Raw genomic sequence first — 16,940 nt, forward strand, 5'->3', positions numbered from 1 at the left:
TTTCTCACTCTGTAAATCATTGGCTCTTGAGATAGACACTGGGATTGGTGCTACATATTCGCCATGCAGGATAAATTCCGGCAATAATGGCTGCCGATACCGCGATCAGTGGGGCTATAACCCACATGCTTTGGTCAAGCTGGGCAAGCGAGTCTTCAAGCTCAAACTTAGAAGATAAGAAATACAGTGCTACCCAAGCCCAGAGTAATCCAAGCGCTCCGCCACACAATCCAATCAAACCCACTTCAACAAGGTGCTGTGAAAAAATCTGTATCCTACTTGCACCAATCGCACGCCTGACTCCCACCTCAGGTGCACGCTTTAAGAACTTCGCCAATAGTAAGCCCAGCATATTGATTAAACACACAATCAAAAAAAGCACACTCAGCCCCACAAGCACCTTGTTGTCTTCTGGTACAACATTATTAAAGCTCAACCACTGCGCCACATCCTTTATTTCACCGCGGGCATCGGGGCGCTTAAAACGGCCGAGCTGCTTTTGCTGCTCAACATAACGTGCTAACCACTCTTGATATTGCTGCTGTTTGTCTGGCGTATCAAGCTCAACCCAGTACTGAACCCAATGCATCTCAGATGCAATTCTGTCGCTGTAGTTGCGTATCTTTTCGTGGCGCCAAGAGTTGTTATTTCCCCGGCTTTCAAACTCCTCGATAGGCGCTAGAGAAAAAGGCACATAGATTTGCTCAGCGTCATCAAAGGCGCCATTATTGACATCGTAATACTTAGGACTTGGATTCCAGTTTTTCGTCACGCCCACAACTTGATAGGGCTTACGGTCTAACAACAATGTTTTACCCACACTATTGCCGCCACCAAAAGCTTTTTGGTTGATACTTTCATTAATAACAACTTTGTAGCCTCCTTCTTCATCAACCTGCTTATCCCATGGTCCACCATACAAAAAAGGCACATTAAACAATGCAAAGAAATCAGCATCGGCTACACGAACCCCTTCCAAAATAGGCGAAAAGTTCACATCTTCTGTTTGTACCGCCATCCCAGTTAGATACATGGCGGTTTGGCGAACAGGCAGGTCACTTTTTCTCAGGTTATATCCATCCTGATAAGTGATCTGCTGATTAATCTTCTCCCAAGTATCCACATCTTGACTCATTAACTGCACAGCAAATAACTGAGATGAACGCTCTCCTGCAGGGTTAACCGAGGCCATCTTGTAGATATTTAAGCTGGTGATGGTAATACCGATGCCGATTGAGATAGCCAGTACCATTAGTAGCGATAAAAATGGCGTCTTCTTAATGCTACGCCAAGCTAGATCCAGATAATAAAAAAACATCGTACTCTCCTTAGTAGTAGCTTAAGCAACCGAAGCCGCATCAGATACTGACTGAACTCTAGCTTGTGCCGATCGGCCTTGTGGCTCCATCCCTGCTTGATACATTGTAAAATCACATACTTGGCCATCGATAATCTGAATATTACGCTGCGCCCGACGGGCTAATTCGGCGTCGTGAGTCACCATGATAATCGTGGTGCCCGCCTTATTAATATCTTCTAGCAGCTCCATCACCTGGCGAGCCATTAGGCTGTCTAAGTTGCCTGTTGGTTCATCGGCGAGTAAAAACCTTGGCTCCCCCGCCAGTGCTCGGGCTATCGCTACCCTTTGCTGCTGGCCACCCGATAACTGAGAGGGAAGGTGCTTCATCCTCGATGCGAGCCCCACTTGTTCGAGCGCCCGTTCGACCCGAATTTTACGCTCTTTCGCATTGAAGCCGCGGTAGCGTAGCGGTACCTCGACGTTTTCGACCAAGTTCAGATCAGGGATAAGATTAAATCCCTGAAAGATAAACCCAATTTTCTCATTACGGATTGCAGCGCTCCGGTTATCACTCAAGTTAGAGATATTGACACCATCGAGAAAGTAATCGCCATGGGTAAAGCCTTCGAGCAGTCCGGCAATATTAAGGAAAGTGGTTTTGCCTGACCCCGATGGTCCCGTAACCGCAACAAACTCACCTTCGCTAACTTCTAGATTGAAATCGCGCAAAGCATGGGTTTCAACTAAATCCGTTTTAAATACCTTGCTAATGTTGTTCATCGATAACATGGTTCATATTCCTTTAATTCTATTTATCAATCTGAGTAAAATTTATCTGAATTCTTCTGTAATCTGAGCCGTCTACTGGGTAAGCCATGTAATGAAGCATTCCAGCGTCCTAGTCACTATCTGCAGCACAAGCTCTGTATCACCTAAGGTGACATCTGCCGCTACATCTGAGAAGTCTGTTAAATTCGACTGAGTACCACTGCCCATCTCAATCAGATTTAAGCCGATAAATATCCAGTCACCCGCCCTATCGGTAGAGACTTGCACTGCAACAACCAGCAGCATTAATACTGCTACTGTAGCTATTTGCTGCTTATTAACTTGTCTAAATTTATTCATTGCCTTATTCATCGTCTGCTTCCTTACCTGACTAGCGGACCAATACTTGTACGGCTTTGTTAAATGGCTCGACGCTTGAGGTGACCCAAACATCGCCCACCTGTCCACCTTGGATCACTTCGATATGACTCATGCTACGCGCTCCTAATTGGATCGATGTTTGCTCGGCAATATCATCGTGCATGACGTAAACCTCTTGGCCACCACCGCTATTAACAAAGGCGCCGCGCTTAACCATCAACACATCGGCTCTGTGCTCCAGTAATACTCGCGCTGAAAGACGCTGGTTCTGGCGTAGCGGCAGATGGTCATTTTGCTCAAATCGCACCCTTGCGCTCACTTCCCGGTTACGCACCTCGGGAGAAATAGAAGATAGCTCGCCCATCACTCTCACCGAGCCAAAACTCAGCTCTACCGTCATACCTATGCCTAGCTCATCGGCGTAGGACTCAGGTACCGCGAGTTCTGCTTCAAAAGCACTGAGATCGACAACCGTAAGAATCGGTTGGCTCTGGCTAATACGCGCCTTTTGTTCCGTAAGCCAATTACCAATAATGCCAGCAACGGGCGCGATGATATTCAGTGCCGCCACTTGGCGTTCGAGCTCTTTGACCACCAGCGCCTGACGGTCAACTTCCAGCGCGGTGTTCTTAAGCTCAAAGGTTAAGGTGTCTTTCATCAGCAGCGCTTCTTGACCCGCATGGGCAAATAGCAATTTGGCCTTATGCAGGTCGTCTTTACTCTTTTCAAAGTCGATTTTGCTAATTAGCTTTGACTCGATTAGCTGATCGCCACGGCGACTCTCGCGCTCGGCCGCCGCCATATCGACCTTAGCCATATCTAGCGTTTGCTGCGCTTTAAGTTGCGCTCGACGCGCATTGAGACGAGCACGCTCAAGCGAGCTTTTCATTCCCTCTAGTAAGGCTTGTTGCTGCTTTAAACCATTCGTTAACTTATGGCTCTCAATGGTGGCCACAACATCACCTTGAGCGACCCTGTCACCGGGTCTGGCGATTAAAGTCACAGCCCCCTGCTCTGGGCTATACAGAACGGGGGCATTAGCAGCAACAATCTTGCCTGTTGTCGGAATATCGCGAACAAGCGTACCGCGCTCTAATGTGGCAAAACGAAGCTCTGAGCGTTTAATCGATGTTGCAATTGAGTCGCTATCCATGCTTGACCAAACTAGACAAGAAACCAGTAATGCAGCGATACCAAACATCGCTGGATGCTTAAACTTGCTCGCCTTACTTGGTTGCTTGATAGTGTCTTGTCCGCTTGTATCCGAAATCATCTGCAGTCCCTAAAGTGTCCGTTCTAAGCATTTTCGCTTTCGATAGATCTATTAATACAAGCACCATGCCAAAAACAATAAATCACAAATAAACAACAAGTTAAGTTAAACAAGAAAGTGTGCAATGTTATAAGTGTCCGCGGACACAGCTCGAAAGTGTCCGATTAATTAGCAGAAATGTCCGATATGGGGAAAGTGTCCGATTTGAAAGAAGGTCCCAGGTTCTAGGGCGCTTCGCTTCAAGGACGGGCTTCGCCCTGCTAGGAAAATCAAAAGCCTGACGGACTAAAGCCCGATCTACAGAAGAGAATATGTTTTCCGGCTTTTTCTATCTCAGCTTACCCCCTCTTTGCTTTCATCGTCTTTGCAGTTTGCCTATCCTAGGCCCTTTATCTTTCCGTAAGTGACGCAGTCACGTTCGCAAGGCCGCAGGCCGTTCGTCTCAGCTTTCATCGTCTTAGCTTTCCCTAGAACCTAGGACCTTCTTTTAACCTAGAACTTTCTTTTAACCGCTTAACAACGATATTTCACTTTCGGCACGATATTTAACGATCCCCTTTAACGATATTTCGTGGTTCATGGATCTTGCTCCAACTTATTACCGATAACCTCCAATTTTCCCCCTTTGGCACATTAGCTGCTCTGTTAGGCGTAATTGGTAAAAACCAATATTGATTAGCTTTAACAAAATAAAAAAATAGGGAAAATGATATGAATAAGAAATTGTTGGCGCTTTTAATTCCGTCAATTTTGATGGCGGGTTCTGCGCAGGCCGTTGAGATCTACAATGACCAAACTAACAGTATCAAAATGATGGGTTGGCTAGGCTTTGCAGCGATTAATGACACCCACGACACTGCAGTGGTCGACAACTTCTCACGCGTGGGCTTTCGTTTTGACCGCCAAGAGAAGAACGGCTGGCGTAGCTTTGCCCATACCGAGTGGGGCATTAACATGGTTACCAGCGATGACTCGCTAAGCTACTCAGGCGGCCAACTAGGTGCAGAGAGAAACTCTGACTTCTTATTCAATCGTTTAGGCTATGTGGGTTTAGCTAACGACAAATGGGGTAGCTTAACCTTCGGTAAGCAGTGGGGCGTGTACTATGATGTGGCATACACCACCGATGTACTAAATGTGTACACAGGTTACTCTGTAGGTGCTTACACCTTTGGTGACGGCGGCCTAACCGGTGCGGGTCGTGCCGATTCAGCCTTTGTTTACCGCAACTCATTTGGCAACTTAAGCATCGGACTTCAATATGCGGCTAAGCAAAATGGTGATGTCGCACTTTATGACAAAGATGGCATGCCAATTAACGACGGTTCACACGTTGAGTTCGATACTAGCTATGGCGCTAGCTTAACCTATCACTTCACCAATAAATTTAAGGTGCTTGCAGCCATTAACCGTGGTGACTTTACGGGCGAACTTGCAGGTGAAAGCGTGGATGATACTAACGAGATCATCGGTATTGGCGCCCAGTACGGCTCTTTTTACCAATATGCGCCTAACAGAGATGCAGATGGTTTCTATGTTGGCTTTAACGCCCACAAGAGTAAGCAAAATGAGCTAGTCGCGGGTGAACTATATGACTCGACAGGCGGCGAATTCTTAGTTGCCTACCAGTATGATAACGGCTTCGTACCGACCTTTTTATTGTCTTACCAAGATCTAGATACCGATGCATCGACAAGGATTCAAGGTGACTGGACGCGTCAATTTGCCGTAGTAGGTCTGCACTACCGTTACAGCAACGACACTGTGATGTTTGCCGAAGCGAAAATCGACTTCAGCGAGATGGACGATAAGAGCTTCGAAAACCTACAAGACAATAGCTACGCCGTTGGTATTCGCTATTTCTTCTAGAGTTTTCTATAACGGTTTGTTCTAACACTTAAAGCAAACTGTTTAGTGCGAACGCAACCATCGAGAGAATAGGTTCGCCTATTTTCTCGATTGGTTATACCTATTCTAAAGCCAACCACCACAATATTAAAAAAACAGAACAATCAATTACAGCAATTTTTGGGCTCTACGCGTCTTTGCGTGAAATGCTTAAAAAGTAGCCGCACCTAGAGCAAACTGGATCATACCCGTGGTATCCACGAGTAATCGTTGAAATAGTTTCGTTGGATCTGATAAACCATAGCATCGTCGTTTCAACACCATCACTCTATCCACCCATTCGGCCATCTTTTCCTTGGCAACTTCGGAGGGCATATGACTATCAAATATCCCACTGAGTTGACGACTAAACTGATAATCTTGCATCATTTTTAGTGAAATTAAAAAAGATGCGTAGAGCCATAATTTCTTTTTAATCCCTTTTAAATTTTACAACTACACTGATATAAGTTGATTAGTTCCCTAAGAGCTATTTACTAGGTAGAACAAGAGGCATATCATCCCCTTTACGGCATATTCATGCTGTATTTAAATGCGTTGCAAGGTATGAAGTGTTGCGTTTCACGTGGTGGGGTGGCATAACGTGCTTAAACCCTATCGTTCTAGGATCGCATCTTTCTGGTTGTTGGTGAGGCGGAGTTGATATTTAGTCACAGAGCTTTTTCAGAATTGAATTTGTACTGAGATTATCTATTCATAGCGACTTAAGTAAACCGCCTTCTATTGTTCGCTTATATTATAAATAAGCAATTGGGGTACTGTTAGATGAATACAAATAATAGGATTTTAGATAATTGGGATCCAGAAAATGTACAATTATGGCAAACAACTGGTTCTAAAATTGCTCGTCGAAACTTATGGGTTTCAGTTTTTTGTTTAACATTAGCGTTTTGTATATGGATGGTGTTTAGTGCTGTTGTGCTAAAACTCAATCATGTAGGTTTTCATTTTTCAAATAACCAACTATTTTGGTTAGCCGCTCTTCCCTCCATTTCAGGCGCACTACTTCGAGTACCATTCTCTTTCGTTATTCCTATTGTTGGTGGCCGTCGTTGGACCACTATCAGTACATTAGTCTTAATTATTCCAAGTATCTGGTTAGGTTTTGCAGTTCAAGATCCTACAACTTCATTTACCAGCTTTGCCATTATTGCCATTTTATGCGGTCTCGGTGGTGGTAACTTTGCTTCAAGTATGGCAAATATCAGCTTCTTCTATCCAAAACGTCTACAAGGTTACGGACTAGGCTTAAATGGTGGCTTAGGTGATGGCGGTGTCAGTGTTGTGCAGCTATGTGTACCACTAGTCATTGGTTTAAGTATTTTTGGTGGTGATCCACAACAGACTGATCTGCATACTTCAATATGGCTACAAAACGCAGCCTTTATTTGGGTACCATTTATTATTTTAGCCTCAATACTTGCTTGGTTCTTAATGAATGATATAGCGGGTATTAAAGCCAGTCTTAGCGGTCAGCTTGTTGTATTAAAGAAAAAAGATATGTGGGTAACCAGCTTGCTATATCTAGCAACATTTGGTTCATTTATCGGTTTTTCAGCAGGTTTTGCACTATTAACCAAAATTCAATTCCCAGACATTAACATACTTCATTATGCTTTCTTAGGCCCTTTATTAGGTGCCATCGCACGTCCAATTGGTGGTTGGTTATCTGACAAATTTACTGGTTTAAAAGTCACTTTATGGAACTTTTTTGCCATGTTTATCTTAGTGCTATTGGTATTTCCAACCTTACCAAGTGAACATAGCTCAGGATCATTTGCATTATTCTATTTAGTATTTATGGGTCTTTTTGCCTGCACCAACTTAGGTAGTGGCTCATCCTTCCAAATGATCGCTGCTCTATTTCATACAAAGTCAGTTATTGAAGGCAAAGCACAAGGCATGGATAGCCATAAAGCAGATGAATACGCCAGTATTCTAAGCTCTGCCGCGCTCGGCTTTGCTTCAGCAATTGGTGCTGTCGGTGGATTTATTATTCCTAAAGCATTTGGTAGCTCAATCCAAATGACAGGTTCACCCTCATCAGCATTAATTAGTTTCGCTATTTTTTACCTTATTTGTATTGCACTCACTTGGTTTGTCTATATGCGTAAAGGTAGTCAACAACTTTCTTAATCCAATCAATTTATGTACCGCAGCCAAGACTCTGGGCTGTTTAGGTACAGGAGGCATTACGATATGAGCCATTTTTTAGATAAGTTTCGTTATCTTACTCGTATTGAAAAAACACCTGCAAACAACAATGAGATCGTGCAGCAAGATAGTCGTGAATGGGAACAAAGTTACCGTGACCGTTGGCAATATGACAAGATTGTACGTTCTACTCACGGCGTAAACTGTACAGGTTCTTGTAGTTGGAAAATTTATGTTAAAAATGGACTAGTGACTTGGGAAACTCAATTTACCGACTACCCTCCGACTCCTGAAGGTATACCTAACCATGAACCAAGAGGCTGTCCTCGTGGCGCCAGTTATTCATGGTATTTATATAGTGCTAACCGTATAAAACATCCAATGATCCGCCGAGAATTACTTGAAGCATGGCGTGACCAACGTTCGATTCATCAAGATCCGGTTACCGCATGGCAAGCTATTATTCACGATAAAAATATCAACCAAGCTTATAAACAAGCGCGGGGTATGGGTGGTTTAGTCAGAGCGGAATGGGATGAAGTTAACGAAATCATCGCCGCAGCAAACGTGGCTACCATTAAAGAGTTTGGTCCAGATCGTATTGCGGGCTTCTCACCAATCCCTGCTCAATCAATGGTCTCATTTGCTGCAGGTACACGCTATTTATCGTTAATTGGTGCGGCTAACCTTAGTTTTTACGACTGGTATTGCGATTTGCCACCATCATCACCACAAACATGGGGTGAGCAAACAGATGTACCGGAGTCTGCTGATTGGTATAACTCTGAATTCATTATTGCTTGGGGTTCAAATATTCCACAAACCCGTACTCCTGATGCCCACTTTATGACAGCAGCACGTTATAAAGGCGCTAAAGTCGTGGCGATTACCCCAGATTATGCTGAAGTGTGTAAGTTTGCAGATGAATGGATGGCACCTAAACAAGGTACTGACGCTGCGCTTGCGATGGCAATGGGACAAGTTATCTTAAATGAGTTCTATCTAAAAAATCCTTGTGATTATTTTGAGGCATATGCACGTCGTTATACCGACTTTCCTATGTTGGTGATGCTAGAGCAACTAGAAGATCAACCTAGCACTTATCAAAGCGGTCGTTTTTTGCGCGCATCAGATCTATCAGCTGAACTATCAACAGAAGAACAAGAGCTGTGGAAAACACTCGTATTTGATCAGTTAACTGAAACAATCGCAGTACCAACAGGTACCGCGGGGTTTCGTTGGAGCGATGCTTCTAAATGGCATACTCAACCGATCAACGCCATTGATGGCCAAGCAATTGAGCCATCATTGAGCTTATACCATTCACGTCAAGACACTATTGACGTTGCCCAGCCATATTTTGGTGGTGTTGAAAGCAATACTTTTAATTCAGTTCCACTCAATGGCAAAGCTGGTAACGCTCTACTTATTAATAAGGTTCCGGTTCACTGGATCACATTAGGTAATGGCAAGCGAGTGGCTGTCGCAACCGTATTTGATTTATTAATTGCGCATTACGGTATTAACCGCGATAGCGAAACTGACTACGATATGATTGCGCCTTATACGCCAGCATGGGCAGCAGCAATTACGGGCGTAGAACAACAGCAAATTATTCGTCTTGCTCGCCAATTTGCAGATAATGCTCGAGTAACCCACGGGCGCTCTATGATCATTGTTGGTGCAGGTATTAACCACTGGTATCACACCGACATGAACTACCGTGGTTTAATTAACCTCTTATTGATGTGTGGTACAGTCGGTGTCAATGGCGGCGGCTGGGCTCACTATGTGGGTCAAGAAAAACTTCGCCCAGTTACTGGTTGGACTCCTATCGCATTAGCCCTTGATTGGCAACGTCCACCACGTTTAATGAACGGTACTTCATTTTTTTATAACCATACCAGTCAATGGCGTTATGAACCGATGAATGCTCGTGATCTATTATCGCCACTTGCAACACCAGAACAATTCCCGACCAGCTTGATTGATTTCAATATTAAAGCCGAACGTATGGGCTGGCTCCCATCGGCACCACAATTAACTATCAACCCATTGCAATTAGCTCAAAAAGCTAAAGCAGAAGGTGTAACCAGTAAAGACTATTTAGTCACGGCATTAAAACAGGGAGATATTAAGTTTGCAGCAGAAGATCCTGATGCTAGCAATAACTATCCTCGTAATATGTTTGTTTGGCGCTCCAACCTATTAGGTTCATCAAGCAAAGGCCATGAATATTTCTTAAAGCATCTATTAGGTACCCGCCATGGCGTCCAAAACATGGATCTTTGTGAACGTAAAATTGAGCCACCTAAAGAGCTTGAATACCGTGAGGCAGTAGAAGGTAAATTAGATCTACTCGTGACATTAGACTTTAGAATGTCAACAACTTGCCTCTACTCAGATATTGTTTTACCCACCGCTACTTGGTATGAAAAAGCAGATTTAAGTAGCTCAGATATGCATCCGTTTATACATCCATTTTCAAAGGCTGTTGAACCATCATGGCAAGCGAAATCTGATTGGGATATCTTTAAAAATATTTCACAAAAATTCTCAGAAGTGTGCCAAGGCCACTTAGGGATTGAAACAGATATTGTAACTGTGCCAATTATGCATGACACCCCAGCAGAACTCGCTCAGGCACTATCCGTAGAAGATTGGAAGCAGGGGCAATGTGAATTAGTGCCAGGCAAAACTGCGCCTAATTTTGTTGAAGTTGAACGTAATTATCCACTCACTTATGCCAAGTTCACTCACTTAGGTCCAGCCCTTGAAAAATTAGGTAACGGTGGTCATGGTCTACATTGGGATACCGCCAAAGAGATTGCAAGTTTACGTAAACTTAATGGCACTGAAACGGTTGGTGATATTGAGCATTGTCCTAACCTTAAAGAAGCAACCCAAGTAGTAAACACAATCCTAACCTTAGCACCAGAAACTAACGGCGAAGTTGCAGTAAAAGCATGGCAATCGCTTGAGCAACGTACAGGTCAAAGCTTAAGTGATATTCCAGCAGGAAAGGCTGATATCAAAATGACCTATACAGGTCTACAGACACAACCACAACGTGTTATTGCTAGCCCAGTTTGGTCCGGGATTGATTGCGATACCCAAACTTATAGTGCTTGCAGCTTAAACCTACAACGCAATATCCCGTGGCGTACTCTTACGGGGCGTCAACAAGTATACCAAGACCATGCTTGGATGCGCGCATTTGGTGAGGGCTTTACTAGCTATCGTCCACCAATTGAGGATCACACTTGCAAAACAATGACCCGTCATACCAGTAATGGTAATCCAGAAATTCTGTTGAACTTTGGTACTGCTCACCAAAAATGGGGCATTCACTCAACCTTTACCGATAATCTGATTTTACAAACATTAGCACGCGGTGGTCCGGTCATTTGGGTCAGTGAAGTTGATGCGCAAAGCGCCGGTATTAAAGACAACGATTGGATAGAAGCATTTAATGCCAACGGTGCTTTAGCCGCAAGAGCGATTGTGAGTCAACGTATTCCTGAAGGTTTAGCGATTATGTATCACGCTACTGAGCGTACTATTAATATGCCAGGCTCAGAGGTCACAGGTACACGCGGTGGTATTCATAACTCAGTAACACGTATTTGCCCTAAACCAACCCATATGATTGGGGGGTATGCACAACTATCTTGGGGCTATAACTATTACGGCACTATCGGTAGCAACCGTGATGATTTTGTCATGATCAGAAAAATGAACAAAATTGATTGGTTAGATCAAGAGTCAGCATCAACACAGGAGACTCAAAAATGAAAATACGCGCACAAGTTGCTATGGTGCTGAATTTAGATAAGTGCATTGGCTGTCATACTTGCTCGGTCACCTGTAAAAATGTGTGGACTAGCCGAGAAGGTGTTGAGTATGCATGGTTCAATAACGTTGAAACTAAGCCCGGTCTTGGTTTCCCAACAGATTGGGAAAACCAGAAAAAATGGTTCGGTGGCTGGGAGTTAAAAAATGATAAATTACAACTTAGATTAGGTTCTAAGATTAAAATATTATCGCATATTTTTGCTAACCCTTACTTGCCCGTGATTGATGATTACTACGAACCATTTACGTTCGATTACCAAAATTTGCATCAAGCAAAATCAGCTAAGCATCAACCCACTGCAAGACCTCGCTCACTGATTACGGGTGAACGTATGCAAAAAATTAATGGTAGTGCCAACTGGGAAGACGATCTTGGCGGAGAGTTCGCTAAACGCTCAAAAGACCAAAACTTTGCTAATATTCAAACGCAGGTGTACTCACAGTTTGAACAGACATTTATGATGTACCTACCTCGATTATGTGAGCATTGTTTAAACCCAGCATGCGCAGCATCTTGTCCTAGCGGTGCCATTTATAAGCGCCAAGATGACGGCATTGTACTAATCGATCAAGATAAGTGTCGTGGCTGGCGCATGTGTGTCAGTGCTTGCCCATACAAAAAAATCTACTACAACTGGAAAAGTGGTAAGTCAGAAAAATGTATCTTCTGCTACCCAAGAATTGAAGCGGGCTTACCTACCCTATGCGCAGAAACATGTGCAGGTCGTATCCGTTATGTTGGAGTCATGCTTTATGATGCAGAAGCGATTCCAGAAGCTGCTGCAACCAGTAATGAGCAGGATCTATATGAATCACAATTAAAGATATTTTTGGATCCAAATGATCCCAAAGTGATTGAACAAGCCCAAAAAGATGGTATCAACAGCAATGTACTTGCAGCAGCGCAGCAATCTCCTATCTATAAATTAATTAAAGAGTGGAAAATTGCACTGCCATTACATCCTGAATACCGTACCTTACCAATGGTTTGGTATGTGCCACCACTATCACCAATCAAACATGCGCTAGATTCAGGCATGATGAGCGCACCTAAAAATAGTATTTTGCCAGACTTAAATGAGCTACGTATCCCCATTGAATATTTAGCGAATCTATTAACGGCAGGTGATACTAAACCTGTAATGGCTGCACTTAATAAGTTAATTGCCTTACGTCAAACTCGGCGTCTATTAAGTCAAGACAGTAATAATCATGAGCTATATCAGCAACTACTTGAAGAGGTCGATCTTACCCATCAACAAGCAGAAGATATGTATCAATTATTAGCTATTGCTAATTATAAAGATAGATATGTTGTACCAGCGGGTATGACCACTAAAAGTGCAACAGACGAAGCTTTTGTTGAGAAAAATAGCTGTGGCTTTAGCTTTGATAGTTGCCATGATATTAGCCATTTCAACCTTATGGGTAATCGTGCAACGAATCGTATTGCAGTTAAAAATATCAGCGATAATGAGGAGTCTAATAATGGATAGTCTCATTATTATATCGCGTCTGATGGACTACCCAGATCAAACATTATGGCAATCTGCTGAAGAAATTTGCCAATTACTAGCACAATGTAATGAACTCACAGTAGCACAACAGCAACAGCTTATCGATTTTACTCAGCAATATTTAGCCGCTGATTTACTCGATAAACAAGCGCAATATGTCGCCCGCTTTGATTATAACCAGCAAACATCACTGCACCTGTTTGCGCATGCACTGGGTGACTCACGTGACCGTGGCCAAGCCATGGTCGACTTAATGACCGAGTACCAGCAAGCAGGATATAACACATTGAGCAATGAGTTACCTGATTATCTACCAATGCTGCTTGAGTACTTATCAAGCTTAAGTCCCTCAGAGGCGAGTGCGTGGCTGGTTAAAATAAACCCTATTTTATGTCAACTGTACTTACACCTAGCACATACTGAATTTGCACCACTATTTTATAGCTTAATTCAACTCTCAGGCATTAGTGAAGCGGAGATAGAAACAGCAATGAATAGCTTAAATCCCGCCCAACAAGCAGAGACAGAAGTCGATATATTGTTACAACGAGAGTCGATGGATCGCCTCTGGCGTGATGAAGAGGTTAGATTTGATAGTACCCCTTCATGTAACCCTATTCAGCGTAGTAATCAGGGCAATGCCAATGTTCAATATGTGAATATTAGCGCGCCAACAATGGTTCAAGATCGGGAGTAATCAACATGTCCACACTCAACTTCTTTCTATTTAGTATCTATCCATATATTGCCGTAGCGGTATTATTAATAGGTAGTTGGTATCGGTATGATTACGGTCAATACACTTGGCGCACGGGATCAAGCCAATTACTCGACAAAAAAGGCACCGTACTGGCGTTAAATCTATTCCATATTGGTTTAATTGGAGTGTTTTTCGGCCACATAGCTGGATTATTAACCCCACGTTCATGGTATGAGGCTTATGTTTCAGATCATACACACCAAGTATTGGCACTATTTTTTGGTACTATTTTTGGATCAATGCTACTTATTGGCGCATTAATGTTGCTGTACCGTCGTTTTTTTAATCCACGTATTAGTGCTACATCAACCTTTGCAGATAAATTTATATTAGTGTTATTGGTAATACAAATCGGTTTAGGTATGGCTATTATTCCATACGACATGACGCATATGTCGGGAGACGACCTACAGCATTTAATTAGCTGGTGTCAGGGGATCTTTATGTTTGAACCACATGTAGAACATTATTTAAATAGCGTTAATATTCTATTTAAACTCCATATTGTACTTGGTTTAACCATATTCACAATATTCCCATTCACTCGTTTAGTGCATATGTGGAGTATTCCATTTGGTTATATAAAACGCCGTAGACAAGTTGTTCGTTAACAAATTGGCCACTTAGCACTAAGTGGCCTTGTTTCCTAAATCGAATGAACCTTTTGCTATTAGCGTGATCTGATCTCCCAAGATGGCAACGTGGGTGCAGTAAAATGGGAGAATCTAAGCATAAAATAACCAACTGGTCTCAGTACAATAAAGCACTTGTTAATCGTGGCTCTCCGGCGTTCTGGATTGATGAGCAAGCGATTAAGTCTTGCCGATGTACTGAGAACACCATGGTCGTCGTGGTCGAGGGTATATTTATTCCGATGTTGCTATAGAAACTGCACAGGTTGTTAAAGGCGTATTCAACTTGTCACTGCGAGCACTAGAAGGCTTTACCAACTCTGTATTCCAGCTTATGGATATACCACGTAACAATACGGTGATGTTTGCCGAAGCGAAAATCGACTTTAGCGAGATGGACGATAAGAGCTTTGAAAACCTACAAGACAATAGCTACGCCGTTGGTATTCACTACTTCTTCTAGAGTCAGGCAGGTTTAAAACCCAGCGTTGCCCCCTGATGTAAACCTAACATTTGTTGTCCCCCGCTCGGCAAAAAACACTTCCTTGGAAGTGTTTTTTTATTAGTTAATGATGACTAACGCACTAACGCACTAACGCAAACACTAACACAGTCCGAGCTTTTTCATCTTACTCTTTAGGGTATTAGGATTGATGTCTAATAGCTCTGCCGCCCCAGCAGGTCCATAGAGTTTACCACCGGTAATACGCATCGCATGGCTGATGTACTTACCTATCATAGTATCGAGTGGCACTAACTTATCGCTGGCGTAACTTGGATCGACAACGATGGTTTGCCCTGTTTTGATCGTTGTATTTTCATCAGGTTGCGCTTGCAATAGATCGAAGCTAAGCGGCCCCATAGGCTTTTGGATGATGGCGCGCTCGAGTACGTTAATCAGCTCGCGCACATTACCCGGCCAGTTGTAATTGTTTAGCATGGCTAACTGCTCTGGCATCACTCTAGGTAACTGCTCTAGATTAAACTTAGCCGCCAATGTCTCGATAAAATACTGTACTAACAGTGGAATATCGCTTCTACGTTGCCGCAGCGCTGGGATCTCTATCGGAAAAACAGACAAGCGATACCAGAGATCTTCCCTAAAGGTTTTCTCATGCACCATAGCTTGTAGGTTTCTGTGAGTCGCTGCTATCACCCGAATATTCAGATCCACATTCTCATGGCCACCCACTCGGGTAATTGAGCTGTTTTGCAACACGCGCAGTAAACGCACTTGCGCCGACAGCGGTAGCTCACCAATTTCGTCTAGGAAGATAGTGCCACCATTGGCTTGCTCAAAATATCCCGCCTTACGAGTTTCCGCCCCGGTGAATGCACCCTTTTCATAGCCAAACAACTCTGAATCAAGCAAGGTTTCCGGTATCGCACCACAGTTCACCTTAATAAAAGGCTTATCCGCACGGTTCGACTTTGCATGGATCGCGTTGGCGATCACCTCTTTACCACAACCCGTTTCCCCTAGCATCAGCACGCTAGTATTAAGCGCTGCAATCGCATCGACCTGTACCATCACCTTTTTAAGGCCTCCATCGGCCCCGACGACACCATCGGGTGAAAACATGGCGCGCTTAAGATTATCGTTTTCTTGGCTTAACACTTGGTTAGCTTTGAGTAGATTTCTACCACGTAAGTTAAAGGCGGTGATCAAGGAGAAGGTATCTTTGTGAGGCTCAATTAAGTCGGCATGAAGTGGCTTAAACTGTCCAGCTTGCTTAGCATAAAAGCCCACAACACCTAAATGGGTGTTGTCACTGATCATCCTCAATAAGATCACTGAGCCGATTTCAGGGATCACCTGAGGTGCCACAAAGCTGGTGACCTTATCTAGATGAATATCATTGATAATGCGGATCGCTGGGCGGTCATTCTGCTGCAGCACCTGCTCCATTTCGGCTGAGATCTTCACCTGTTTATCGAGTGCAACGGCCTGCTGTTCGTTAACATGGGCGAGAAACTGAATATCGGCATGCTCCGGCCGATAGATGTTGAGAAAAATGCCATCTATAGGCAGGTACTGTTTTACATATTCGTAGTAGTTTTGCAGCGCGACTTCCAGCGACAAACTGCTACATAAGCACTGGGTAGCCTGATAATAAAATTGTTCTTTCATTGATATGTCGAGGTGGCCACGAAGTTTCGTGATGGTAGATCATTGTATTTCGTGATTCTGTGTTCCTGTTCATAAATAATCAAACACAGAACGTAAACCAGGAAGGTATATATAAAACCGTGGTCGATGCCACATAAAATTCTAGAAACAAAATAATTTAAATATGAAGACAACTCCAGAATGTGAGAGCTATATAAAACTAAACAGGAATATGTGAATGCTTTTACAAAACAGGGGAGATATGTGAGTAATTTAAAAATA

At 43.3% G+C, this 16,940-nt stretch carries 12 protein-coding genes and 1 pseudogene; 7 read left to right on the forward strand and 6 right to left on the reverse strand.

Annotation, left to right across the window (positions count from 1 at the left end):
* Nucleotides 1-16 precede the first annotated feature (16 nt).
* The 4 genes from SHAL_RS17790 to SHAL_RS17805 form a co-directional block, all read right to left on the reverse strand.
* Nucleotides 17-1,318, reverse strand: a complete 1,302-nt coding sequence (locus SHAL_RS17790; protein WP_012278500.1) for an ABC transporter permease — start codon at nt 1,316-1,318, stop codon at nt 17-19.
* 21 nt (nt 1,319-1,339) lie between these two features.
* Nucleotides 1,340-2,089 carry an ABC transporter ATP-binding protein gene (locus tag SHAL_RS17795; RefSeq protein WP_012278501.1) on the reverse strand — a complete coding sequence of 250 codons (750 nt, stop codon included), beginning with the start codon at nt 2,087-2,089 and terminating at the stop codon, nt 1,340-1,342.
* A 72-nt stretch (nt 2,090-2,161) separates the two neighbouring features.
* Nucleotides 2,162-2,440, reverse strand: a complete 279-nt coding sequence (locus SHAL_RS17800) for a hypothetical protein (RefSeq protein ID WP_012278502.1) — start codon at nt 2,438-2,440, stop codon at nt 2,162-2,164.
* A gap of 19 nt (nt 2,441-2,459) precedes the next feature.
* Nucleotides 2,460-3,722, reverse strand: coding sequence for an efflux RND transporter periplasmic adaptor subunit (locus tag SHAL_RS17805; protein ID WP_012278503.1), 1,263 nt, complete (start codon nt 3,720-3,722; stop codon nt 2,460-2,462).
* A 711-nt stretch (nt 3,723-4,433) separates the two neighbouring features.
* Here SHAL_RS17805 and SHAL_RS17810 point away from each other — a divergent pair.
* Complete coding sequence (locus SHAL_RS17810; protein WP_012278504.1) at nt 4,434-5,591, forward strand: porin; 1,158 nt, start codon at nt 4,434-4,436, stop codon at nt 5,589-5,591.
* 189 nt (nt 5,592-5,780) lie between these two features.
* On the opposite strand, the gene SHAL_RS17815 is transcribed toward SHAL_RS17810, so the two are convergent.
* Entirely contained in the window at nt 5,781-5,999 is a 219-nt protein-coding gene (locus tag SHAL_RS17815; protein ID WP_041416097.1) for a hypothetical protein, read from the reverse strand.
* 396 nt (nt 6,000-6,395) lie between these two features.
* Between SHAL_RS17815 and SHAL_RS17820 the strand changes: the two genes are divergently transcribed.
* The 6 genes and pseudogenes from SHAL_RS17820 to SHAL_RS23315 form a co-directional block, all read left to right on the forward strand.
* The gene (locus SHAL_RS17820; RefSeq protein WP_012278505.1) at nt 6,396-7,766 is read left to right on the forward strand and encodes a NarK family nitrate/nitrite MFS transporter; all 1,371 of its coding nucleotides are present in this window, start codon (nt 6,396-6,398) and stop codon (nt 7,764-7,766) included.
* A 63-nt stretch (nt 7,767-7,829) separates the two neighbouring features.
* Nucleotides 7,830-11,579, forward strand: a complete 3,750-nt coding sequence (locus SHAL_RS17825; RefSeq protein ID WP_012278506.1) for a nitrate reductase subunit alpha — start codon at nt 7,830-7,832, stop codon at nt 11,577-11,579.
* Entirely contained in the window at nt 11,576-13,135 is a 1,560-nt protein-coding gene (gene narH / locus SHAL_RS17830) for a nitrate reductase subunit beta (RefSeq protein WP_012278507.1), read from the forward strand. Before SHAL_RS17825 ends, narH begins: the two co-directional genes overlap by 4 nt.
* A complete protein-coding gene (gene narJ, locus SHAL_RS17835) occupies nt 13,128-13,853 on the forward strand; it encodes a nitrate reductase molybdenum cofactor assembly chaperone (protein WP_012278508.1) in 726 nt (241 codons plus the stop codon). Before narH ends, narJ begins: the two co-directional genes overlap by 8 nt.
* A gap of 5 nt (nt 13,854-13,858) precedes the next feature.
* A complete protein-coding gene (gene narI / locus SHAL_RS17840) occupies nt 13,859-14,527 on the forward strand; it encodes a respiratory nitrate reductase subunit gamma (protein ID WP_012278509.1) in 669 nt (222 codons plus the stop codon).
* A 104-nt stretch (nt 14,528-14,631) separates the two neighbouring features.
* Nucleotides 14,632-14,894 (forward strand): annotated as a pseudogene (locus SHAL_RS23315) (transposase); the annotation flags it as partial.
* 258 nt (nt 14,895-15,152) lie between these two features.
* On the opposite strand, the gene SHAL_RS17850 reads toward SHAL_RS23315, so the two are convergent.
* Complete coding sequence (locus SHAL_RS17850; protein ID WP_012278512.1) at nt 15,153-16,679, reverse strand: sigma-54-dependent Fis family transcriptional regulator; 1,527 nt, start codon at nt 16,677-16,679, stop codon at nt 15,153-15,155.
* Between the last annotated feature and the right edge of the window lie 261 nt (nt 16,680-16,940).

This window comes from Shewanella halifaxensis HAW-EB4 (genome assembly GCF_000019185.1).
GTDB classification, from domain to species: domain Bacteria; phylum Pseudomonadota; class Gammaproteobacteria; order Enterobacterales; family Shewanellaceae; genus Shewanella; species Shewanella halifaxensis.